Origin of the sequence: Paenibacillus sp. 19GGS1-52, assembly GCF_022369515.1 — a bacterium.
GTDB lineage: Bacteria > Bacillota > Bacilli > Paenibacillales > Paenibacillaceae > Paenibacillus_AQ.
The window spans coordinates 3399987-3423126 of sequence record NZ_CP059724.1; the positions used below are offsets into that span (position 1 = coordinate 3399987).

The window sequence follows — 23140 nt, forward strand, 5'->3', positions numbered from 1 at the left end:
ATATCAATAAGTGCTGAAACGAGTGCCGTCCATAAAGGACGGTACTCGTTTCTTTTTGGATGTTTTTTATGAAAAAGGGCTGCAATTTTCGGCGGTCTGCGTTACATTTACATATGTGACTTTATGATACGGAAAGGACACTACTCCTATGAATCGAAAAACCGCGCCCGTCCCCGTTCCGTTGCTGATGATTATTGGGATTGTGGCTGTATCTTTTTCTTCCATCTTTATTAAATGGTCGGCGGCTCCGGCATCTGTGCAGGGAATGTACAGGTTGCTGTTTACTTCACTGTTGATGCTGCCATTCGCCCGGCCTTATAGTGGAGCCGCTTTTGCCCTGCGTAAGAAGGACTGGGTTATGCTTGGATTATCCGGTACCATGCTGGCACTGCACTTTTTGCTATGGATGGGTTCGTTGAAGTATACTTCTGTGGCCAGCTCGACGATGATTATGGCTTTGGAGCCTGTGTTTATTATGCTGGGCGCCTATTTTTTGTATAAGGAAAGGACCGCTATATCGGCACTCCTCGGCATGGCTATAGCCATTGGCGGTGTACTTTTTATCGGCTGGGGAGATGTGGGTATCTCTGCTGATAATCTTAAAGGCGATCTTTTATCTATCGGAGGAACAGCTGCAGTAGCGGTACATATGTTAATCGGCCAAAAGTTGGTAGTACGCATGCCCTCGTACTTATATAGCTTAATCGTATTCTTGTCGGCTGTTATCGTCTTTGCCGTCTATAATCTGTTCATGGGTGTTCCCTTCTTTAATTATCCAGCGAGGGATTGGGGAATATTTGTACTGCTGGCTGTAGTTCCAACCGTATTCGGGCATATTCTCTTTAACTGGTTGCTGCAGTACGTCTCAGCTACAACGGTATCCATGAATATTTTAGGAGAGCCGGTAGGAGCGAGTATTCTAGCCTACTTACTGCTGGGTGAACAACTAAGAGCGCTACAGTGGGCCGGTGGGGTCTTGGTGATGTTCGGACTCGCTGTTTATTTGTACGGAGGACGGAAGAAAGCGGCGAAGGCGTCTGCGAATCTTCAGAACGTTTCATAACAGATATTTATATAATAAAGGGGTCAACGTTAATGGAAGAACAGGATAAAGAACAGGAAACAAATTTGGTTAACAATTCAAGTCCAACAAGTGAGGAACTGTGGAACGAAGACACGTATACGGCTTGGACAAGCCGCTTTGGAACACCGACTGAGGCCGCAGCGAAGCTGGTGAAAGATCCGATTGGCAGACTCTACCCGCTTGCCTCCTATTTGGGCGAGGTGAACGGCAAAAAAATAATGAACCTTATGGGCTCCAATGGCATGAAAGCGGTGGCGCTCGGCCTGCTGGGTGCTGAGGTGAGTGTGGCAGACTTTTCCGAGGCCAATGCTCGCTATGCAGCTGATCTGGCGCAGGAAGCAGGAGTTCAGCTTTCCTATATCGTGTCAGATGTGCTCAAGCTGCCGGAAGAGATTATAGACGGATCGTATGATATTGTGTTTGCTGAGCAGGGGATTGTGCACTATTTTACCGATCTCACTCCTTTTATGAATACTGTTTATCGGTTGCTTGCTTTTGGAGGAAAGTTTATTCTGCGTGATTTCCATCCAATTACAACCAAGCTGATCTCCTCTAAGGGATCGACAGCAAAGGTGCGAAAGCATAAAGTGACTGGTGATTATTTCGATACAACGCTGCAAGAAAAGAAAGTATCTTACTCCAAATATTTGCCTGCAACAGGGGGGGATTCAGAGTCAGCAGAGCATAGTGTCGTGTTCTGGCGTCGCTGGACGCTTGGTGAAATCGTGACAGCAGCAGCGTCCAGCGGACTAGTCATCAGCAAGTTGGTAGAGGAACCCAATTTATCCTCAGATGTGTATGATAAGGGGATTCCTAAGACATTTACATTAGTAGCAGGGAAACCTTCGCGATTATAAAAAGAATGATCATCACCGGACGATTTATGCTATGTTCTGTTAAAGAGCTGGCTAGGTCGTACCGGTTTTTTTGAAATATAAGAATTTATAAGTATCATCTTGTTCATCTGGAATCTGTTAATAGATCTGCAAAAGCCTGCTGAACTGGTGTAAGCGTGTGGTCTTTCCGCCAGGCCAGTACAAAACCACTATTCTCCGGCAAAATTCCTGGCAGCGTAGTAAACTTTAACTGGCCAAGCGCTAGTTCAGCTTCAATTCCTGCTCTAGAATAGATGCCAATAGTTCCCCCTTCACGGATAATCCCTTTAACGGTTGGCGGAGAATTTAACTCGGCGCGGTTCCACAGGCGGACACTGTTTAGCTGTGCCCATCTGTCGGCAGTCCCCCGTAAGGGAGATCCGCTTGCATGCTGAATCCATGGCTCACGGGCGACCTGCTCCGGTGTAAGGTTACGAACACCCTCAAAATGATGTCCAGGAGCAAAGATGAGGACAGCTTCATCGCGGGCAATGAGCTGGAAACTGAATGATTCATCACTCCAATCTGTGCTATGCAGAACCGCCATCTGAATCTCCCGGCTCCGTAACCGCTCTCGAACAAGAGCATCTGATTGTACCGAAAGGGATAATTGGATGCCCGGATTAATATTCATGAATTGAGATATTGTTTTAGGCAAAATATAAGTAGCAGGAATATAACCAGCTTCAAGCTCCAGACTTCCCTGAGAAGTTGAAGACGACTGTTTCACACTACGTTCGGCATCTGCCGCAAGACTTACGATTTTGACTGCATATTGGTGAAGGGCTCGTCCAGCATCTGTTAGGAGCACTCTGCCGCTTCGATATTCGAATAATGAGGTTCCAAGTTCACTTTCCAGGTTTTTCATATGAAAAGATACAGTGGGTTGCTTCAGGCCTAATTCGGCGGCAACGTCCGTCACTTTTTTATATTTCTCGATCAGTACTACAATCTGAAGCTTCATAATATTCATGGCTTTCCTCCGACTGAATGATTAGCTGTATTACAAATTATATCTTTATTATAGATTATATCTATAACGATATACATATTCTATTAGTATTTTTATCTTTCCCTTTACATAACTCAGATGTTTACCTAACGAACGAGCTCTAGAATAGGAAGAGTCAGAAGCGTCACAAAACAATCAGGAGGAGACAAACAAATGCAATTTAAAAAATCGTGGGTCATGACTTTGGCTTTAACAAGTGTATTGGCACTTTCGGCATGTGGTAACAATAATGGTGGAAATAATGCAACAACCAATAATGGGGGTACTAATGCAGCTGCAACTAATGCACCAACAGAAACAAGCAGCGGCGCTGAATTAAGCGGTTCGATTCTGGCTTCGGGTTCTACAGCCTTGCAACCACTGGTAGAGCAAGTAGCTGAGAAATTCATGGATGCTAATAAAGGCGTTGATATTCAAGTGCAAGGCGGCGGCAGCGGAACTGGCCTGACTCAAGTAGCTGAGAAACAAGTAGATATTGGTAACTCCGATGTATTCGCTGAAGAGAAGTTGAAAGATGCTGACGCAGCAAAGGCGGCAACATTGGTTGATCATCAAGTAGCAGTTGTAGCTATTGCAGCAGTAACTCATCCAGATGCAGGTGTTACTACCTTGACTAAACAACAGCTGGTAGATATTTTCACTGGTAAAGTGACTAACTGGAAGGAAGTTGGCGGTGCAGACCAAAAGATTCAAATTATTAACCGTCCAAGCAGCTCCGGTACTCGTGCAACTTTTGAAAGCTTTGCACTTGGAACTAAAACTGAAGATATCCAAGGTTCGATCCAAGAGGATTCTTCCGGTACAGTTAAGAAAATGATCGGTGAAACACCAGGCGCCATCGGTTATCTGGCTCTGTCTTACCTTGATGATACTGTGAAGACTCTTAATTATGATGGTGTTGAACCATCCGTTGATAATGTCATTGCTGGTAAATATCCAGTATGGGCTTACGAGCATATGTATACAAACGGCGAACCAAATGCAACAGTTAAAGCATTCCTTGATTACCTCATGACAGATGAAGTGCAATCAGGTGATGTAGTAGAACTTGGATACATTGCAGCATCAAAAATGCAGGTTACACGCGATGTAGCAGGTACTGTTACGACAAAATAATACAACATCAGGTTAAGATATTCATTAGAATTTCAAGTGATTAGAGGCGGAATTTATCTGCCTCTCTTTTCACTTTAGAAAGAGGGAGCAGCTTGAGGGTGAAACCAAAGAAAGCACGCATTGAAAAACATCATATTGAAGATTTTATAGGACGTACATATATGTCCTTTTGTGTGGCGCTATTGATCGTAATTATTGTATCGATGGTATATTTTGTAGCCTCTAAAGGGATTTCCACCTTTATTAGTGGGGATGTCACTGTTTCTGATTTTTTATTCGGCACCAAGTGGTCACCTGACGGGGATACACCATCCTTCGGAGCCTTTCCATTTATTGCTGGCTCTTTCTTAGTTACCCTTCTTGCTGCACTTATAGCCAGCCCGCTTAGCTTATGCGCCGCGTTGTTTATGACCGAGATTGTTCCGGGTTGGGGCAAAAAGCTCCTGCAGCCTGTCATTGAATTGCTATCAGGTATCCCTTCGGTCGTTTACGGCTTTATAGGATTAAGTGTAATTGTACCGTTTCTGCGCAACACGCTGCCTGGTCAGGGTATCGGGGTAGCTGCAGGCGCGCTTGTGCTGTCGGTAATGATTCTGCCGACCATTACAAGCGTGGCTGCAGACGCGCTGGCTTCATTGCCGCAAAATTTGAAAGAATCTTCCTTTGCGCTTGGTGCCACCCGGTGGCAGACGATATCCCGGGTCATCATCCCAACTACGTTTCCTGCCATTATGACAGGGATTGTTCTAGGTATGGCCCGTGCATTTGGTGAAGCACTTGCTGTACAGATGGTTATTGGTAATGCTCCATTCATACCACGCTCGCTCTTTGAATCGGCTTCTACCTTAACAAGTGTGATCACGCTCGGAATGGGCAACACCACTATGGGCTCGGCGCATAATAATGCACTGTGGAGTATGGCGCTGGTGTTAATGCTGATGACCTTTGTATTCGTCTTCCTCGTAAGACTGCTTGAAAGGAGAAATAAAATTTGAAGCCGAGAACTGTAGACAAGATTGCTACTAGTCTGATCGTATTTTTCGCACTTTTTATCGTAGCCATTCTTGTAGGTCTATTAGGATATATTCTATTCAGGGGTTTAAGTCATGTCAGTTGGGATTTCCTTACCTCTGCACCCCAAAAGATCCGTGCAGGCGGCGGGGTTGGGCCACAGCTATTCAACTCAATCTTCTTGCTCGTATTGACATTGATTATTACGGTACCACTTGGTTTAGGCGCCGGTATTTTCATGGCCGAATATGCTCGGCCCGGCAAGCTTACCGGCTTCATCCGTCTGATCGTGGAAGTGTTGTCTTCTTTCCCTTCCATCGTAGTTGGCTTGTTCGGATTGCTATTGATTGTCAATTACTTTAATCTGGGGTTCTCCTTAATTTCCGGTGCGCTGGCGCTGACAGTATTTAATCTACCGCTGATGGTGCGGATTACGGAGCAGGCCTTCCGAAGTGTACCCAACCAGCAAAAAGAGGCAGGCTTTGCGCTTGGATTATCCAAGTGGAAGATCGTAACCTCCGTACTGTTACCGGTGGCTCTGCCAACAATTATTACCGGAACTATACTGTCCGCAGGCCGTGTATTTGGGGAAGCCGCCGCGCTGATGTTCACAGCCGGTATGAGCAGTCCACGTCTGGATTTCACTAACTGGAACCCGCTAAGCCCTTCTTCACCGCTGAATCCATTCCGTCCGGCAGAAACACTGGCTGTGCATATTTGGAAGATCAACAGTGAAGGACTGGCTCCCGATGCCGCTCAAATTGCCGCAGGGGCTTCAGCAGTGCTCGTATTAACCGTATTAATCTTTAATCTGGCCGCACGTTACTTCGGCAGATTGATATACCGCAAACTCACTGCATCAAAAAGCATGGACTAATGCGGGCTTATAGTAGAAACCTTTAGGAGGAGTAAGTCATGGGAGCAACGGCAATAGAAACACCAGTTGGTGAAGCTTTTCAAACAGAGCAGTTGAGTATTTTCTACGGAACGTATGAGGCGGTAAAAGGAATTAGTCTTCCATTTGCACAGAATACCGTTACCGCATTAATCGGCCCTTCAGGCTGCGGTAAATCAACCTTTCTTCGTTCGCTGAACCGGATGAATGACGAAATCTCCGGATCGACAACCAAAGGCAGTATCTGGATCGATGGTATCGATATCAATGCCCCGGGTACGGATGTGATCAAGCTGCGGCAGAAGATTGGCATGGTCTGGCAGAAGCCCAACCCGTTCTATAAATCTATTTATGACAATATTGCCTTTGGACCCAAATATCACGGAATTAGAGGTAAGAAGGCCCTGGATGAGATTGTGGAAAGCAGCCTGCGCCGCGCCGCACTGTGGGATGAAGTGAAGGACCGTCTGAAGGATTCAGCGTTGGCTCTGTCCGGTGGACAACAGCAGCGACTTTGTATTGCCAGAGCATTATCGGTTAATCCGCAAATATTGCTACTAGATGAGCCAGCTTCGGCTCTTGACCCTGTCTCTACTGGTAAAATAGAGGAGTTAATCAAAGAGCTGAAGGAAGATCTGCGGATTGTCATTGTGACGCATAACATGCAGCAGGCCGCTCGTATTTCTGATTATACCGCCTATTTCTACTTAGGCACGCTTGTTGAATATGATAAGACCGAGAAGGTCTTTACAAATCCAACGAATCAAATGACCCAGGAATACATCATGGGCCGGTTCGGCTGATGGAAGGAGGCACTATCCTTATGGGGATGGTGCTTTTTTTATTTATTATGCGTGCCCAGAGGCACGCATTATCTAGTTGGTGAAAGTCCAACCCAAGGAGGGGCCAAGCCACCTTGGTAGCTAGGATGCTTGCGCATGGAGAAATCTGTGTGTAAAAGCGCATCGACAAAAGTACCTGTCAGAGACAGGGCGAGCGACAATCCAGGCCGCAACATGAAGTGAATCCTGCCGCGTCGTCAAAAAGGCCCTGCAAAGGGGAAAAGAGGGTGCCGAGTCTCGAGAATATAGACGAAGGCCATGGAAACTGTGCAGAACTTGGAGCAGCAGTGAAGAATCCTCCGGCGTATAGGGAACGGCATGGGTTTGAAAGATAATGCAGTGAACTGGGGAGACCCTCCCCCACACGGGATTTTTTTTTTTTTAGGAATCCGTAAAGAGGCGCTCTATAAGTCCAGAAGACGAAATGAACCGTCTGTGGGAAGGGAGTCCGAGGGGCTCATAGTACCAAGGAACCTAAGGACAACATAACCTTAGGGAGGGAAGGAGCCCTGCTTTGTTTATGCTTTTGGAGGAGGTACGAGTGAGTGAATGCCAACCGGCTAACGACACCCAAGGAAAAAGTTCAACAACTCCAAAAAAAGCTAGGTCATGCGGCCAAGGCGAACAAAAAGCGTAAATTCCATGCATTGTATGACAAGATCTATCGGTGGGATGTATTGTGCGAAGCGTGGAAACGAGTGAAAGCCAACAAGGGAGCTGCGGGAGTAGATGCCGTGACGCTAGCAGACATTGAGGAACAAGGAGAAATATGGTTTCTCAAGACATGTGAGCGAGAACTTAAAGAAGGTAACTACCATCCGCAACCCGTAAGGCGACACTATATCCCGAAGAAAGACGGAAAGCAAAGGCCATTAGGCATACCCACCGTACGGGATCGAGTCATACAGATGGCAACCAAACTAGTGATTGAACCCATCTTTGAAGCAGACTTTGGGGAAGTATCCTTCGGTTTTCGTCCGAAACGAAGTGCTAAAGGGGCGTTGGAACGTATTCGTAAAGCCTGCAACCGCAAAGGAAATTGGGTAGTCGACGTCGATATCCAAGGCTACTTCGACAATATTAATCAAGAGAAGCTTATGAAATTGGTGCAAATGCGTATCAATGACAGGCGGATACTGAAATTAATGAGGAAGTGGCTACAAGCGGGAGTTATGGAAGAAGGAACGGTAAGACGCTCGGATTTAGGGACTCCGCAAGGAGGCGTGATTTCACCGCTCCTTGCGAATATCTATCTAAATTACTTCGACCAATTGTGGGAGAAACACGGGAAAGGAGTAGGGGAGCTCACGAGGTATGCAGACGACTTTGTAGTGGTTTGCAAAACGAAAAAGGACGCCGAACATGCGTATGAGCTCATACGCAAAATCATGGAGCGTTTGGAGTTATCCCTACACCCGACCAAAACCCGCATTGTAGGATTATGGACGGGAGACGAAGGATTCGACTTCTTGGGGATGCATCACCGAAAAACGAGAGCAGAAACATCCCAAGGCAAGGTGTACTACACCACACAACAGTGGCTAACGAAAAAGGCAGAGGAACGCATTCGAGAGGTGGTCAAAGAAAGATTGGCTCCCCCGAGCATGCGCTCGAAATCGTTTGCGGAACAGGTGAAATGGCTCAATCCAAAGATCCAAGGATGGAGAAATTATTACTACACGAACTACAGCCAAAAGAGATTAGCCAAGTTGGACTGGTATATTTTGCAGCGATTAACCCGGTGGTATGCCAAGAAAAGACAACGTAGAAGATGGATGGGTTCACTGAAAGAGGTTAGATATATTGCCGTCCAGTATGGACTTAAAACGCTATTGTAAACTGTATGCCCATGAATGACGAACATCGGAAAGCCGTATGAGGGAAAACCTCACGTACGGTTTGATGAGGAAGGGCTGGTCAGGCCAGCCCTTTACTCTAGAGCTATTTGCTAAAAAAATAAGGAGACTGTAAAATTATGTGATTATTCTCAGGTGATCAATAACCAAACAAATATACCGAAAATGAGGCGAGATTATGGCAGTAGATCAAATCATTTACTGGATCGGTGGATCGGCATGTGCAGGTAAAAGTACATTAGCGAAGATGTATGCAGATAAGTATGGGCTTGAACTATATGCTTGTGATGAACACTCTGATATACATATGCAGAAAATTTCACGTAACAAACAGTCCGCTATGCATAAAGTATCTAAGATGAAGCCTAACGAAGTTTTTTATACCAGGGATGTTGAAGAACAATTACGAGTTTATCTCCAATTCGTTAGGGAAGATTTCTCAATGGTCTTAGAGGATCTTGCTGCCAAGCCTAACCTACCTATTGTAGTTGAAGGAAATCAATTATTACCCCATTTGGTGTTACCCCATATGAGAGAAAAGCATAAAGCAATATGGATTGTTCCTACTGAACGTTTCCAAAGGGAACATTATAGCCAGAGAGTTTGGGTACAAGAATTATTACAGCAAACAGACGATCCTGCGGTTTCTTTTGATAAGTGGATGTCGAGAGATGCTCTGTTTGCTGAGCTTGTCCAACAGGAAGCCAATCATTTAAAGCTGAATTTGTTAAAAGTAGATGGAGTCAAAGGCTTGCAAGAAAATTTCAAAATCATTGTAGAATATTTCTCTTGTGAAAAAACATAGAACTTGATCAGCTCCCCAAAAGCTTAACTACTATGAGATCTGCAGTGATAATTAGGGAAGGACATCTAGTATTCATCAACCCGTTGAATGATCAAGAAACTCAATTCCTGAGCTCTACTGGCCTGGTATTTCGTCATCCTTGAAGTTATAAGCTACAATTTTGGTGTGTCCATAATTTTGAGCGCAGAAATATTCACGGAAGGGTAGATCTTCTAATTGAAATCCTGGTCGAACCAAAACTTGAGATAAAACAGTCATATCCTAGGTGTAATTTCTATATTGCAAAACTAATCACATTAGTTTATATTTAAGCTAATGACATTAGTTTATTGGAGGGATACCTATGAGAGTTACTCGTGAAGGCCAGTTGCTACAGCTTACTTGGATGCCAAGATTGTTCCCAGTGAATTGTTACATTGTTGAAGAAGAGAAAGACTTGACTCTAATAGATGCGGCGATGCCTTTTAGTGTGAAAGGAATTGTCCGCACCGCAGCGAACTTAAATAAGGAGATCACCCGAATTGTCCTGACTCACGCTCATGATGACCATGTGGGTGGGTTAGACGGACTTAAGAAAAAGTTCCCTAATGCGCAGGTGTATATTTCGGAGAGGGATGCAGGCTTGCTGCGTGGAGATCGTTCTTTACGGGTTGGCGAGCCCCAGAGTCCTATAAAGGGTGGTGTTCCCAAGAAGGTTTTGACTCAAGCGGATGTATTGCTGTATGAAGGGGATACGGTTGGATCATTGACGGCGATCAGTACGCCTGGTCATACTCCAGGTTCGATGTCATTTCTGGATAAGCGTAGCGGAGCCGTTATTGTCGGAGATGCTTTTCAGACCTTCCGGGGGACGGCCGTATCGGGGACTGTTGTTCCGTGGTTTCCTTTTCCGGCCCTGGCTACCTGGAATAAAGGCTTGGCTTTGGCCAGCGCCCTCAAGCTGCTGGAGGCTTCACCGTCGTTACTAGCAGTAGGTCATGGAGATTTGCTTAAAGAACCCGTTCACAAGATCAAGGAAGCTATTCGTACGGCACAAATTAGACAGGGACAGGAGTAGATCAACATGTCACCAAGAGCAGGCTTAGACACCCATACCCTTGTAATGGCCGCAGCGGATATAGCTGATGAACAAGGAATTGAAGCAGTAACCCTGGCTGCGCTGGCAGCCAAGCTGGGCGTGCGTTCCCCTTCCTTGTACAATCATATTAATGGGTTGCAAGGTTTACGGACTTTACTGGCTATTTACGGACTGGAACAGCTCTACACAAGGATGTCAGCAGCAGTAGAGGGAGTTAGTGGTGATATCGCAATTCACGCTATGAGCCAAGCGTATGTCGATTTTGCAAGAAGCCGTCCGGGTCTGTATGAAACAACATTGCGGGCACCAGAACAGGAGAATGTTCCACTAGAATTGGCAGGCAATCTTATTTTGTCACTGATGATTCATGCGCTAAAAGCGTATGACCTGGGAGCTGAGGGAGAACTGCATGCCATTCGAGGGCTGCGTAGTATTCTGCACGGCTTCACTTCATTGGAGCATAAGGGAGGGTTCGGTATGCCGCTTGACGCCAATATCAGCTTGTACCGGCTCATTAGTACGTTTATTGCGGGTATAGGAAATATGAAGGCTGTAGGAAAGGGATGAGAGTGCAATGAAGAGTATGGAAGAACAGGTTAGCATTACAACTTATGAAGAGGCGGCGGAAATATTAGCGAAGGTCGGTATTTTGCCACTAGCCCCGCTAATCCCTGAACATCCTTCAATAAGTGGAATCACAAAGGCAGAGAATTGGCATACCGGTACAGAGCTGGACCCCTGGGCGTGGCGTGCACGATTTCCCGGAGAGGGTCTGGCTGGATACGGAAAGTTCATCAAGAAAAAGGCAGTTTTAGTATCTAAGGAGTGGTTTCCCGTATTCGTAGCGGCAGCCGGTAGCTCCCTTGCTCTGGAAGAACGGTACAATAATGGTCTTTCCAGCCGAGAAGCGCTGACTTTATTGAAGATCATTCGTACTAATCAAGGTATAGATACACGCAGCTTGCGGGCCGAAGCAGAGATGAAGGCGAAAGAAAAGAAGTCACAGTTTGACAATGCGGTTACAGAGCTGCAAGGATCACTGGATATCGTTATTTCGGGAGTGAAGGAACGCCATAATGCGGTGGGAGAGAAGAATGGCTGGAACAGTACTTCTTTCGAAACGGCAAGTCACTGGTTGAAGGAGAGCGGTCTATCCATGAATCCTGGCACTCGGGAGGAAGCCATTCAGTGGTTGCATTCAAGAATGGATGGCATATGGACACCAGCTGCGATAACATGGATCAACAAGGCATTATCCTGGTAAACATAAAAACGGCTAGTCATAGCCCAAGGTGAGCGAGATTAGCCGTAAGCGTTCTCTATTAAGTTGTATATACATAGCCAACGATTACAGCATAGGCGCCAAGTATTCAATTACGAAGTATAGAAATCCGAATAGCAGCATGACAAAGGCGGTATATTTGATTGCATTAGATGCAAAGATACTTGAATCAGTGGGCTTTTGGTCGTCAGTCCGTTCAGTTTCTACCATGTCCATTTCTTTAGATGATGGATCCTTAATCATGTTGATCTCCTCCTTGGAAATTCAATCCTTAACTGTATTGTGACATATTTGTGAATAAAAATCAACGATATTGTGAACATATTTTGAACAAATATTCAAATTTGATGTATTTGCACGGCAGATATTCGATTCTTCGAGAAATATAAGGATAAGTTATTGGGTAAAACATATAAATTCTTATATTTACAAAAAGACGACCCGCTTTTCCTTGATAAGAAGGAAAAAGCGGGTCGTCTTCTGTTTAAGCTATTAAGGAAGTTAGGTGTTTAGGCCCAATTGCCATTTCGGAATATCGGTTCGCTTGCTCCATCATCCGTGATCCCATCAATATTCATGTCTGGAGAACCCATCATGAAGTCAACATGAGTAAGGCTTTGGTTCATGCCTTTTTCCGCCAGTTGCTCTTTAGTCATATGGATACCTTCTTGCAGGGTGAAGGCATAGGCTGCACCTATTGCCAAATGGCAGGAAGCATTCTCGTCAAACAGCGTAGTGTAGTAAAGAATTCCGCTTTCCGAGATGGGCGAGTGGAAGGGCACCAGTGCTACTTCACCAAGAAAAGCAGAACCTTCGTCCATGGAGAGTAGAGCAGCTAACGTTTCACTGCCTTCTTCTGCGGTGTAGTCTGTTACTTTTCCATTCTCCAAAGTGAGGGTAAATCGATCAATGATGTTGCCACCATAGCTGAGTGGCTTCGTGCTGCTGACCTTGCCGTTGACTCCTGTCTTAAGCGGAGCTGTAAATACTTCCTCCGTCGGAATATTGGCTACAAAAGGGACTCCGCGGCCGTTCACGGCACCGGCTTGACACCAAATATGTCCTTCGGGCAATTCGATAGTCAGATCCGTTCCAGGCGCTGTATAGTGCAGCTTGCGGTATTTTCTATTGTTTAAGGTAGTGCAACGCTTCTGAAGTCCATCGAGATGTTGCGTCCAGGCGGCAATAGGGTCCTCCTGATCCGCACGGACCGCTTTGAAAATGGCATCCCATAATAGATCAACCTGTTGTTCAGGCGGAGCAGTAGGGAATACTTTTGCCGCCCAAGATGGTGAAGGGAACGCAAGGCCGTTCCAACTGATGTGATTCCCCATCATTAGCTCACGGTAAGGAGCCATAGCCTGCCCTGTTGTCCGTTGATTGTCGGCAATTCTTCCAGCCTCTATACCGCTTAGTAGATCCGGATTGGTGGAGATGATCGTCAGAATGGCCGCACCCTTCTTGCCAAGATCCTCCATCTCATCCGCATGCCATTGCGGTGCTTCTAGAAAGGAAGCGGAGGGAGCCAGCTCGTAGCGGGCGCGTGTAACGAATTCATCACTATAAATAACTTTGACAAGCTTGGCGCCTTCCTCATAAGCCTTGCGCACAACTAAACGCACCAGTTCTGAAGCTGCGATATCGGCATTCACGACAAGAGTCTGTCCGGGTTGGATATTAACTCCGATTTTGACTGCCAGAAGCGCGTAATTCTCCAGCTTTTGCTTGAAATCCAACATGGTTTCTGCTCCTCCCAATAACTCTGGTCTCTCTAATTTCGTTCCTAAAATGCCCAATTCCCCTTCAGGAATACGGGCTCCTTGTTGCCATCAGCTGTAATCCCGTAAATATCCATCTCAGGTGAACCAATCATGAAATCGACATGAGTCACGCTTGTGTTCAGTCCGTGTTCGATCAGTTCCTCCTGAGTCATTTCTTTGCCACCCTTAAGGCAGAATGGATAAGCAGTACCAATGGCCAAGTGATTGGAGGCATTCTCGTCAAACAGTGTATTGTAGTATAAAATATTGGATTCGGAAATGGGAGACTTGTGCGGAACTAGCGCGACCTCGCCGAGGTATTTCGCACCTTCATCCAGACTGATCAAATACTCCAGCGCTTCCTGCCCCTTTTCGGCAGTTACACTTACAATTTTGCCGTTCTCGAAGGTAATAGAGAAATCGTCAATAATGTTGCCACCATAGCTCAGTGGTTTCGTGCTGTGGACCGTACCATTAACACCTGTCTTCAGCGGAGCTGTGAATACTTCTTCCGTTGGCATATTGGCCACAAAAGAATGGCCTTTAGCGTTAACACTGTCGCCTTGCGCCCAGATATGGCCTTCAGGCAGCTCAATACTAAGGTCTGTGCCTGGTGCTATGTAGTGCAGCTTCTTATATTGCTTGGCATTGAGAACATTGGCCTTTTGTTCCAACGTGTCCAGATGCTCCTGCCAGGCTGCCAATGGATCTTCACGGTCAAGGCGCACCGTATGAAAAATAGCCTCCCAAAGCTTGTTAATTCTGTCTTCGGCAGGAACGTCGGGAAATACCTTGTCTGCCCAAGCTTGGGAAGGTACGGCTACGACACTCCAACTGATCTTGTCTGACATCTGGTATTCACGGAACTTGGACATGGCCGTTCCCCGCGTTTTTTGGAAGTTGGCAATCCGTTCAGGATCAATGCCTTTAAGGGCATCCGGGTTTTCAGCGACAACGGCAAGTATAGCGGCACCATTCTCGGCAAACTCAGTCATCTCACCCGCTAACCAGGTTGGAGCTTTAGTGAACACTTCTGGTGCTGCATGCTCGAATTGCTGGCGCGTAATACTCTCGTCGCTCCAGTTTACTTTGACTAAGCTTGCACCAACGGCATAGGCCTTGGCTGTAATGAGGCGAACGAATTCTGCAGCTGTAATTGGTGCATTCACGACCAAAATCTGGCCGGGTTGAATGTTTACACCTATTTGGACAGCCAAATCTGCGTATTTACTAAGCTGAGCCTTGAAATCAGTCATTGTTATTTCCTCCATTTGTTAATAATCTAGATCTTTACAAGCGTTGCTCTAAATTATTAACCGCCGGATGAAAAAAGTCAATTACAGCTTAAAGAGAGGTAATTACAGCCCGTTCAATGATATAATGTGAGAGTTAGAATGATTAGACGAAAGGAATGAAAGCGCATGAAGGTTGAGATATTTAGTGCGGAGATGGGCCGCAAAGAGGACCGTAGTTATGTAGGGAGAACCATATTTACTCTTGAAAACCATAAAGCCCAATATGAAATAACTTTTTTTAGCACAAGAGGTACGGAATGGGATTACAGTCTCAGCTTTGCCGGTGAGCCGGGGAATGAAGAGCAATTCCTAGAAACAGATGCCTTGCTGGAAAATGATGACGATGTGTACAATCAATTGCTGGATGCAGCACTCGATGCTCAGGAAATCCCAGAAGAAGAGTAGAATCCAAAACAAGCCAGGTAACGATTGACGGTTTAATAACACCGCTTGATCGTTACCTGGCTTTGTTAGAACCTTTATCCAATAGTAATATTGCCTTCAGGATAACGGTAAAGTTCTTTGCTATTCTTGGGTTTAAGTGCGTAAGCTAGAGTGAGGGGTCCTATTCGTCCAACAAACATCAGAATAATCACAAGCACCTTGCCTAACGTAGTAAGCTCTGTAGTAAGGCCCATTGTAATGCCAGAGGTACCGAAGGCGGATATGGCTTCAAACAGCACACTCAGGAAATCAGCATTCTCCGTTACAGACAGCAACATGGTTGCGATAACTACTAACATCAGAGAGAGTAAGGTCATCGTAATAGCTTTGTAGACATTCCCTTTAGCAATTCTATTGCGGAACAATACAATATCCTCTCTGCCCCGCAATTTGGCGTACACAGCAGTCACCAGAATGGCAAAGGTTGTAATCTTTATGCCCCCGCCAGTTGATCCAGGTGCTGCACCAATGAACATCAGCAGAATCATCAGAAATTGTGTGGATTCACGCAATAATGGTATTTCGATGGTGGTGACACCTCCCGAACGTGGCGTGATGGCCTGCAGGAAAGAAGCCATAATCTTACCACTCGTATGCAGAGGTTTCAGGGTGTGATTCAATTCCAGTAAGAAAAATACTGCCGCACCGACCAAGACCAAGATGACAGAGGTAGAGAGGACAACCTTGGAATGGAGAGTCAGCCTTTTTCGTTTCGGGAAATCAATCACATCAGACAATACAATAAAGCCGATGCCGCCAAGGAATATTAACAGCATAGAGGTTAGATTGACAATCGGATCTTCCACATAACGTGTCAGCCCACTAAAGGGTCCGTGTATATCCCCAAAGAGATCAAAGCCTGCATTATTGAAGATGGAGACACTATGAAACAACCCGTAATATATGGCTTTGCCAAAAGGCATATCAGCCATAAATCTTCCCGCAAGCAGTATAGCTCCGCTGAGTTGAATGATGAGTGAATAGATCAGTACTCGTCGTATCAGCAGCACGATGCCCTGCATAGAATGCTGATTCATGGATTCTTGCAGCAGCAACCGCTCTTTTAGTGAGATTCGCTTGTTGAGCACTAAGGTGATCAAGGTCGCCATCGTTACGAATCCAAGACCGCCGAATTGAAACAGCACGAGCAATACTACTTGTCCGAAGGTGGTCAATTGTGTTCCGGCATCAATAACGGCAAGACCTGTGACACAGGTTGCTGAGGTAGCCATGAACAAAGCATCAATGAAGGAGATTCTTCCTCCAACAGATGCCGTCGGCAGACTTAATAGGGCAGTTCCAACGGCGATAAGCAACATAAAACCAAGCGACAATATTTTGGGCGGTGTCAGTCGTAAGTCGCCGAAGTTTAGGTTGGCCAATGATATTCTCCTGACGTTTTTATTAGAAATATGCTGACAAGAGTATAACACAACTGTTTATAGCTTCTCCAAGAGAAGGGAATTGACATATTATATCGAATTGGTTTAGAGTATATCCCACCCTGCAACTATAAAGAGGAGGTTTACTTACTGTGACAAGTCCGATTGTAAATCAGATTGGCGCTGTCTTCATTTCGGTTAGTGACATTGAAAGATCAAAGATATGGTATTGCAGCTTGCTCGGACTGCCGCTCGATGGAGAGGTGCTGTTCGGGCATTTGTATGTGGTTCCCATGAAGGGTCCGGGAATAGTGCTGGACAGCAAGATTTTCACCTCAGAATCGGTCTTAAATGTACCTGCCTTTCATCTGCTTACTGAAGATATTGATGCTGCATATGATTTTGTAAAAGCGAGCGGAGCGGAGATTCTAACGGATATTGAGCATGATCATTGGTTTAACTTCAAGGACCCGGACGGGAATGTCCTGATGATTTGCCGTATCTAAAGACTGATTCAGGGAGTGTGACATATGATTGTTACGTTGAGGAAGCTTGTTCCAGAGGACGCTGGTGAACTGCTTAGTCTTCAGCATCGATTGGACCTGGAATCAAGCTTCATGCTTCTGGAGCCCGAGGAGAGGCAGACAGGCATACAGAAGGTAGAAGAGATGATTGAGGGTTTTGTGGAGGCTGAAACTTCAATCTTAATTGGGGCGGAGGCAGATGGACGCCTGGCTGGTTTTATGTCTGCCAGAGGGGGAAGCGTGAACCGCAACCGGCATACTGCTTATATAGTAATTGGGATTCTGCAGCAATTCCAGGGCATGGGCATCGGCAGTGGATTGTTCCGGGAATTGGATACCTGGGCTTTAGGCAGTGGAATAGGTCGTCTCGAGCTTTCGGTCATGACTCATAATCAAAGAGCCTTGGCCTTATACACCAAAAGTGGCTTCGAGATCGAAGGAACTAAGCGAAAAGCACTTAGAGTAGATGGACAATGGGTAGACGAGTATTACATGAGTAAAATTCTGGACTAGGTTTATAATAGACAGACTTTTTTAGAAGAAGGTGAGAGCTATGTCTCGAAAATTGAATAACAGAACAGGCGCTCCGCTGACGGAACGCCTGTTTTATTATGATTAGCGTATGATTTTTTTATTACATCTATAGTGACGATTTTGCAGTACCAGCAGGCTCCATAACTAGCTCGACCTTACGAATGCGGTGCCTGTTCATCTCACGAATGGTCAGCTTTACATGATTAAGGATAATGCTCTTACCCACAGCTGGATCAGGCAAGTGACTATATAACCATCCGCCTACGGTAGTGACCTCTGCATCATCGAAATCCAGCCCCGTTAGCTGCTTAATCTCAAGCAGAGAAACCTTGCCGTCAAACAAATAATTGAACTCACTCAGTTTTTCTACATTTTTGCGTTCGTCCCCGTCGAATTCATCACGAATTTCGCCCACGATTTCTTCCAGGATATCTTCAATGGTAATCAGACCGGAGGTCCCGCCGTATTCATCCAGCAAGAGAGCGATATGCACACGCTCGAGCTGCATACGGGTTAATAGCGTCTTGACAGGTGTGACTTCAGATACGGTCAGGACCGGCTGAATCAAGCTTTTAAAATCGAAATCCGGATTGTTGTCGTACTGTAAATACAGCTGCTTCGTATTAATCATCCCAATGATATTATCTTTACTGCCCTCGGCAATGGGAAAGCGCGTATATTGCTCCTTACGGATAATATCGAAATTCTCTTTAAGTGAATTATTGCTATAAAGACATACCATGTCTGTGCGGGGAACCATGATTTCTTTGCCTAACATTTCATCAAAAGCAAAGATTCGGTTAACATAACCGTATTCTGCTTTATTGATTTTGCCGCTCTCATAGCTCTCGGACAAGATCAGGCGAATCTCATCCTCGGAGTGCGCTTCCTCATGCTCACTGGCAGGCTTCATTCCAAACACACGAACCAATAAATTGGCAGAGCCGTTTAGGAGCCAAATGAGAGGATACAGGATTTTGTAGAACAAAATGATCAATGGAGCCGTAAAGAGACTAATTTCTTCCGGTTTATTAATAGCTGCGGTCTTTGGAGCAAGTTCTCCAACTACGACGTGCAGAAATGTTGCAATAAAGAAAGCTAAGGCAAAAGAAAGAGGAAGAGAAAGGCTTCTATTAATACCGCTCCAATCAAAAAAAGGAAGCAGTAAATGTTCGAAGGCTGGCTCCGCAAGCGCACCAATTCCCAGCGCCGTAATTGTGATACCCAATTGGCAAGCGGATAAATATCCATCTAGATTGGCAGCCACACGTTGAACTGCTAATGCGTTCTTGCGCCCGTCAATGACCAATTGGCTAACCTGACTTCCTCGAATCTTTACCAATGCAAATTCCGTAGCTACAAAAAAAGCGGTTAAAATAATCAAAATGACCACCAACATCAAACTAAGTCCTATACCCATAAAATCTTTACCATCCCTCTCGTTCTATAAAATAGGTTATACTCAAATTATGAGTTCTTATGAACCTATTCTACGAACTTTTCAATGAAATATCAAATAGGGAGGGCTATCCAATATGGAAGCATTCACTTTAAGCCGAATAGAAATGTCTTGCCTGCTGCATTCACTGGCTGGGCTTTCAGACCAGAAGCCGTTACATATTCTAAAGGAGGCTTGGACAAAGTTTCATCATGAAGAGATTCAGAAGGGCATGTCCCTGCCAGCTTTTTTATCCACATATGTCCCACCCATTCTGCAGAAAATAATTAAAGGCGGCTGCGTGAAAGGTTTATCCCTTGGGGATATAGCCACATTAGGCCACCTTATAGAGTATTCCACACTTTCTGTAACTGCTATGCAAAATTGGGTGAAACGTGATTTTAAGGAATACCTGGGCTCGCCAAATGAAGGGAAGAAATATTCGGTTAATCAGGCAGCGCTGCTGTTTATGATTGATGATCTGAAGGCAGCGCTAGATTTTGAGAGTATTCGCCAGCTGTTTCGAATGTTGTTCCTGAAGCCAGAACGGGATGATGATGATTTGATCGAGCCCGCACAGTTGTACTATGCATACGCCAGTCTTTTTGAAGAGATCAAGCGTGATCCTTCCCAACAAGTCCAAGGGTTGGATGAACGCAGCTTACACCAGAAATATTCTGTAAAGGAAGATAGTCTTCTGGGGGCTTCCTCTCGAAAAATAATGATGAGACTGACCCATCTCACACGAACACAAAGTGAGGCTGTTCATAACATGTTGCTCATCGCGGCAATATCTGTGCAGACCTGTTATTTTCAAGCGCTCGCTAGACAATACTTTAATGCGGCGTTATTCCTTGATTTTTGAGCACGGCAATTTTAGAATGTGTAAGAGAAACAAGCTGTAGATAGCTTTAATAGATGGAGATGGAAAGTGAGGTCCTGAAGGTGAATCAAATGACGCTGCTGCGGAATCCCAAGCAAAGAAAGCTGCTCTTTAGCGCAGGCTTGAGTTGGATGTTCGACGCGATGGACGTCGGGATGATATCTTTTGTAGTTGCCGCTCTGGCAAAGGAATGGAAACTTGGACCGGAGCAGATCGGGCTATTGACGAGCATTAACTCTTTAGGGATGGCCGCAGGTGCTGCGGCAGCAGGTATTCTGGCGGATCGTTTCGGACGGAAGCCTGTGCTGCTGTGGACGCTGTTGATTTTTTCTGTGGCTAGTGGATTATCTGCTTTCGCCGCTGGCTTCGCGATATTATGTGTGCTGCGGTTTGTGGCTGGTTTTGGATTAGGTGGTGAACTGCCAGTCGCTTCTACCTTAGTTTCGGAAAGTATGCCTGCAGCCGAGAGAGGGCGGGCCGTTGTCCTGTTGGAGAGCTTCTGGGCAGTGGGCTGGATCGTATCTGCCTTAATCGCTTTCTTCATTATACCTGATTACGGCTGGCGGATTGCTTTTGCGATTGGTGCGGTTCCGGCTTTATATGCTCTATACTTACGGCGCGCGATCGATGATTCTCCACGGTTTGCCGAGATTAAGAAAGCTCCAGTCTCTTTGCGCAACCGTATAGCTGCTGTCTGGTCGGCAGAATATCGTCGTTCGACGATTATGCTCTGGATTCTGTGGTTTACTGTTGTCTTTTCCTATTATGGTATGTTTCTGTGGCTTCCTACGGTGATGGTCCTCAAGGGCTTCAGTCTGGTTAGAAGCTTTGAGTATGTACTGATCATGACCTTGGCTCAGCTGCCTGGATATTTTACAGCTGCTTATTTGATAGAGAAATTCGGACGTAAGTTTGTACTTGTAGTCTATCTATTATTTACGGCGGTTAGTGCCGCCTGGTTCGGAAATGCTACGACGGAAGGAATGCTCCTGGCGGCGGGAATTTGCCTATCTTTCTTTAATCTCGGGGCTTGGGGAGGGATGTACGCCTATACACCGGAGTTGTATCCGACTGCTATCCGTTCTACGGGAGCAGGCTTGGCGACATCTTTTGGGCGGATTGGCGGCATTATTGCTCCTCTATTGGTCGGGGTGCTAGTCGGGCGTGAAATGGCCATCGGCTCTATCTTTATGATATTTTTCGTGACGATTATTATCGGCGCGTTAGCCGTACTGTTCCTGGGTAAAGAAACCAAAGGAACGGAACTTCTATAGAGTGAATTCTTCGTTATCTTTACTTGAAGTTGTTCTACCAACAATGCTACTATTACAGATATGAGAAGTTTTTCGGATGAATTCGACAGAAGTGCAAAACGGTTCTTTCACAACTGTGAACAGGACCGTTTTTTACTTTTCTTTTCCAGAATGGGGTGATGGAATATGAGTAATGAAGGGAAGCAACCGCATTTCACTGAATTGGTCTGGGAAAGCGTGGAACAGAATGTGGCCATCCCTCCACGAAATTCCGCTGAAGAAGCACCGCCACAGAAGTCATCTACTAATAGAATAAAGTCAACCTCTGACGATACCGTACAACTGAAATTATGGGATATAGAGACCACCCAGGAACCTGTAACTACAACGGAAGGTCAATTCGTGCTGCGGGCTAAAGAACTGGTGCAGCGAAGCGAAACTGTGGCGGCCCTGTTTGTTCCTTTTAAGAGCTATTGGCCTACCTATGGTCATATGACAGGTGCGCAGAGCAACTGGTATTTCTATTGGCGTACTGAAGTAAGGCAGGGCAGATTCCATAAGACGGATCTTTCTTATATTTTTCTGCATGTATACGAACTTATCAATGGAGTGGGCTGGGAAGAGCCTACGGATGGTTATAGGCAGCTATGCCAATTATGGGAAGCTTATCGCGATAAATACAAACGGCTGGATCAATATCTTGGCGGTTGGATCGCTGATTTCTCCTTTGTCCATAAGCTCGATGTTCCGCTTTCAGTAATCGTTGCCCGTTCACGCGGACTTGCCGGAGATCTAGCTGAGCTTGAATTAATGCGTTGTCTGTCTTCTGCTCCTGAGCAGCTGTCCTTTGCCGTATTAACAGCTATGTCGGATTATGATATTAGCAAGTCCAAATTCTACATGGGCGAGGGTAAAGAAGCTGCTGAATTATATATTCCGCAGGTTATTGCCTTGATCGACGCTTACGTAACGCGAAAACACGGATCGAATCTGCTCGAAATGTTTCCGCCTGCCCCCCCAGTGCTGCGCGAACGTTTTTTATTCCGCAGTGCGGTATATGACATTTCATTATATGGGTATTCTGTGCTTGTACCCGTTGTACGCATCAGTAAATCCGTACCGCTACGCAGTCTCATTACACGCCTGTTCCGCCTAACTGAGAATAAGCTGCGGGAACTGCTGGGATATAGGGGAAGACTTAAAGGGATTAATGTAGACGACGATATGTCCAGTCTGGTGACACGCTTTCTGCAGCGGGAGTTCCATAAGCTCAAGCAGGAGGAGGCAGGTCCGGTGGTCGTAATTGATCAGGGTAAGCTGGAACGTCTCCAGACCGACTCTGAGATTGTTCGAACGTTGCTTACCGTTAATGATAAGGATATTATTTCTGAGACCGATGAGTCTGCTGTAAGTTCTACTGCGAGTGATGCTCCTATCACTGACCTCGAAGAGGAACCGCACGATAAAGAACCTGTATTTGAGCCCGTTGCAGAAACCGACCCTGCCAGTACTCCAGCAGGTGCTGTTACAGAATGGGAGCAATTTACGGCTGCGCTCAGTCCGCTGCAGCGGGAAGCCTTGCTGACCCTGAAGAGTGATAATGGATTGATGACGATACAGCAGTTGGCTGCTGAGAGCGGAACTATGCCGGAGCTGCTGATCGATGAGATAAATGAACTTGCCATGGACAATCTCGGTGACCTGCTAATCGACGGGGAAGAGATTGCCGAGGAATTTGTGCCTATGCTTGTATATATTAAGAGGTGACCGA

Annotated in this window: 24 protein-coding genes; 17 read left to right on the plus strand and 7 right to left on the minus strand. The window is 45.8% G+C overall.

All coding sequences use genetic code 11. The features are described 5' to 3' along the window. Positions 1-148 precede the first annotated feature (148 nt). Entirely contained in the window at positions 149-1063 is a 915-nt protein-coding gene (locus tag H1230_RS15970) for a DMT family transporter (protein WP_239716952.1), read from the plus strand. Between the two features lie 32 nt (positions 1064-1095). Next, positions 1096-1941 carry a class I SAM-dependent methyltransferase gene (locus tag H1230_RS15975; RefSeq protein ID WP_239716954.1) on the plus strand — a complete coding sequence of 282 codons (846 nt, stop codon included), beginning with the start codon at positions 1096-1098 and terminating at the stop codon, positions 1939-1941. 103 nt (positions 1942-2044) lie between these two features. Here H1230_RS15975 and H1230_RS15980 read toward each other — a convergent pair whose 3' ends face one another. Continuing rightward, a complete protein-coding gene (locus tag H1230_RS15980) occupies positions 2045-2932 on the minus strand; it encodes a LysR family transcriptional regulator (protein WP_239716956.1) in 888 nt (295 codons plus the stop codon). Between the two features lie 192 nt (positions 2933-3124). Here H1230_RS15980 and H1230_RS15985 point away from each other — a divergent pair, with 192 nt between their 5' ends. The 4 genes from H1230_RS15985 to pstB all read left to right on the plus strand — a co-directional run bounded on the left by H1230_RS15985 (position 3125) and on the right by pstB (position 6796). Then, positions 3125-4087: a phosphate ABC transporter substrate-binding protein gene (locus tag H1230_RS15985; protein ID WP_239716958.1), complete on the plus strand. Its 963-nt coding sequence runs from the start codon at positions 3125-3127 to the stop codon at positions 4085-4087. A 92-nt stretch (positions 4088-4179) separates the two neighbouring features. Continuing rightward, on the plus strand, positions 4180-5082 hold the full coding sequence (pstC, locus tag H1230_RS15990) for a phosphate ABC transporter permease subunit PstC (RefSeq protein ID WP_239716960.1): 903 nt from the start codon (positions 4180-4182) through the stop codon (positions 5080-5082). After that, positions 5079-5975, plus strand: a complete 897-nt coding sequence (gene pstA / locus H1230_RS15995) for a phosphate ABC transporter permease PstA (protein ID WP_239716962.1) — start codon at positions 5079-5081, stop codon at positions 5973-5975. The genes pstC and pstA overlap by 4 nt, the downstream gene beginning before the upstream one ends. 38 nt (positions 5976-6013) lie before the next feature. Further along, positions 6014-6796, plus strand: a complete 783-nt coding sequence (gene pstB / locus H1230_RS16000; RefSeq protein WP_239716964.1) for a phosphate ABC transporter ATP-binding protein PstB — start codon at positions 6014-6016, stop codon at positions 6794-6796. Positions 6797-6864: 68 nt separating this feature from the next. Here the strand turns inward: pstB and H1230_RS16005 are convergent, their stop codons facing one another. Continuing rightward, a complete protein-coding gene (locus H1230_RS16005) occupies positions 6865-7011 on the minus strand; it encodes a hypothetical protein (RefSeq protein ID WP_239711185.1) in 147 nt (48 codons plus the stop codon). 369 nt (positions 7012-7380) lie between these two features. Between H1230_RS16005 and ltrA the strand changes: the two genes are divergently transcribed. The 5 genes from ltrA (at position 7381) to H1230_RS16030 (ending at position 11838) form a co-directional block, all read left to right on the plus strand. Continuing rightward, positions 7381-8673, plus strand: a complete 1293-nt coding sequence (gene ltrA, locus H1230_RS16010) for a group II intron reverse transcriptase/maturase (RefSeq protein WP_239716966.1) — start codon at positions 7381-7383, stop codon at positions 8671-8673. A 196-nt stretch (positions 8674-8869) separates the two neighbouring features. Next, positions 8870-9496 carry a hypothetical protein gene (locus H1230_RS16015; RefSeq protein ID WP_239716968.1) on the plus strand — a complete coding sequence of 209 codons (627 nt, stop codon included), beginning with the start codon at positions 8870-8872 and terminating at the stop codon, positions 9494-9496. A 343-nt stretch (positions 9497-9839) separates the two neighbouring features. Continuing rightward, a complete protein-coding gene (locus H1230_RS16020) occupies positions 9840-10553 on the plus strand; it encodes an MBL fold metallo-hydrolase (protein ID WP_239716970.1) in 714 nt (237 codons plus the stop codon). 6 nt (positions 10554-10559) lie between these two features. Continuing rightward, the gene (locus tag H1230_RS16025; RefSeq protein WP_239716972.1) at positions 10560-11141 is read left to right on the plus strand and encodes a TetR/AcrR family transcriptional regulator; all 582 of its coding nucleotides are present in this window, start codon (positions 10560-10562) and stop codon (positions 11139-11141) included. A 7-nt stretch (positions 11142-11148) separates the two neighbouring features. Continuing rightward, positions 11149-11838, plus strand: a complete 690-nt coding sequence (locus tag H1230_RS16030) for an AlkZ-related protein (RefSeq protein WP_239716974.1) — start codon at positions 11149-11151, stop codon at positions 11836-11838. A gap of 84 nt (positions 11839-11922) precedes the next feature. On the opposite strand, the gene H1230_RS16035 is transcribed toward H1230_RS16030, so the two are convergent. The 3 genes from H1230_RS16035 to H1230_RS16045 form a co-directional block, all read right to left on the minus strand. Next, entirely contained in the window at positions 11923-12099 is a 177-nt protein-coding gene (locus tag H1230_RS16035) for a hypothetical protein (RefSeq protein ID WP_239716976.1), read from the minus strand. A 266-nt stretch (positions 12100-12365) separates the two neighbouring features. Next, entirely contained in the window at positions 12366-13595 is a 1230-nt protein-coding gene (locus H1230_RS16040; protein WP_239716978.1) for an aminopeptidase, read from the minus strand. Between the two features lie 44 nt (positions 13596-13639). Then, positions 13640-14872 carry an aminopeptidase gene (locus H1230_RS16045; RefSeq protein ID WP_239716980.1) on the minus strand — a complete coding sequence of 411 codons (1233 nt, stop codon included), beginning with the start codon at positions 14870-14872 and terminating at the stop codon, positions 13640-13642. 165 nt (positions 14873-15037) lie between these two features. On the opposite strand from H1230_RS16045, the gene H1230_RS16050 reads away from it, so the two are divergent. Then, positions 15038-15316 carry a hypothetical protein gene (locus tag H1230_RS16050; RefSeq protein WP_239716982.1) on the plus strand — a complete coding sequence of 93 codons (279 nt, stop codon included), beginning with the start codon at positions 15038-15040 and terminating at the stop codon, positions 15314-15316. A gap of 74 nt (positions 15317-15390) precedes the next feature. Here the strand turns inward: H1230_RS16050 and H1230_RS16055 are convergent, their stop codons facing one another. After that, entirely contained in the window at positions 15391-16737 is a 1347-nt protein-coding gene (locus H1230_RS16055; RefSeq protein ID WP_239710579.1) for a TrkH family potassium uptake protein, read from the minus strand. Between the two features lie 152 nt (positions 16738-16889). Between H1230_RS16055 and H1230_RS16060 the strand changes: the two genes are divergently transcribed. Together H1230_RS16060 and H1230_RS16065 are read left to right on the plus strand one after the other, a co-directional pair. Further along, the gene (locus H1230_RS16060) at positions 16890-17243 is read left to right on the plus strand and encodes a VOC family protein (protein WP_239710581.1); all 354 of its coding nucleotides are present in this window, start codon (positions 16890-16892) and stop codon (positions 17241-17243) included. A 24-nt stretch (positions 17244-17267) separates the two neighbouring features. Beyond that, positions 17268-17774: a GNAT family N-acetyltransferase gene (locus tag H1230_RS16065; protein ID WP_239710582.1), complete on the plus strand. Its 507-nt coding sequence runs from the start codon at positions 17268-17270 to the stop codon at positions 17772-17774. 127 nt (positions 17775-17901) lie between these two features. Here H1230_RS16065 and H1230_RS16070 read toward each other — a convergent pair whose 3' ends face one another. Then, complete coding sequence (locus tag H1230_RS16070) at positions 17902-19215, minus strand: hemolysin family protein (protein ID WP_239710583.1); 1314 nt, start codon at positions 19213-19215, stop codon at positions 17902-17904. A gap of 115 nt (positions 19216-19330) precedes the next feature. On the opposite strand from H1230_RS16070, the gene H1230_RS16075 reads away from it, so the two are divergent. From H1230_RS16075 to H1230_RS16085, 3 genes are all read left to right on the plus strand, one after another. Then, a complete protein-coding gene (locus H1230_RS16075; RefSeq protein WP_239710584.1) occupies positions 19331-20098 on the plus strand; it encodes a DUF1836 domain-containing protein in 768 nt (255 codons plus the stop codon). Positions 20099-20187: 89 nt separating this feature from the next. Beyond that, the gene (locus H1230_RS16080; protein WP_239717375.1) at positions 20188-21390 is read left to right on the plus strand and encodes an MFS transporter; all 1203 of its coding nucleotides are present in this window, start codon (positions 20188-20190) and stop codon (positions 21388-21390) included. Positions 21391-21555: 165 nt separating this feature from the next. After that, positions 21556-23136, plus strand: coding sequence for a TerB N-terminal domain-containing protein (locus H1230_RS16085; RefSeq protein WP_239710585.1), 1581 nt, complete (start codon positions 21556-21558; stop codon positions 23134-23136). Positions 23137-23140: the final 4 nt, after the last annotated feature.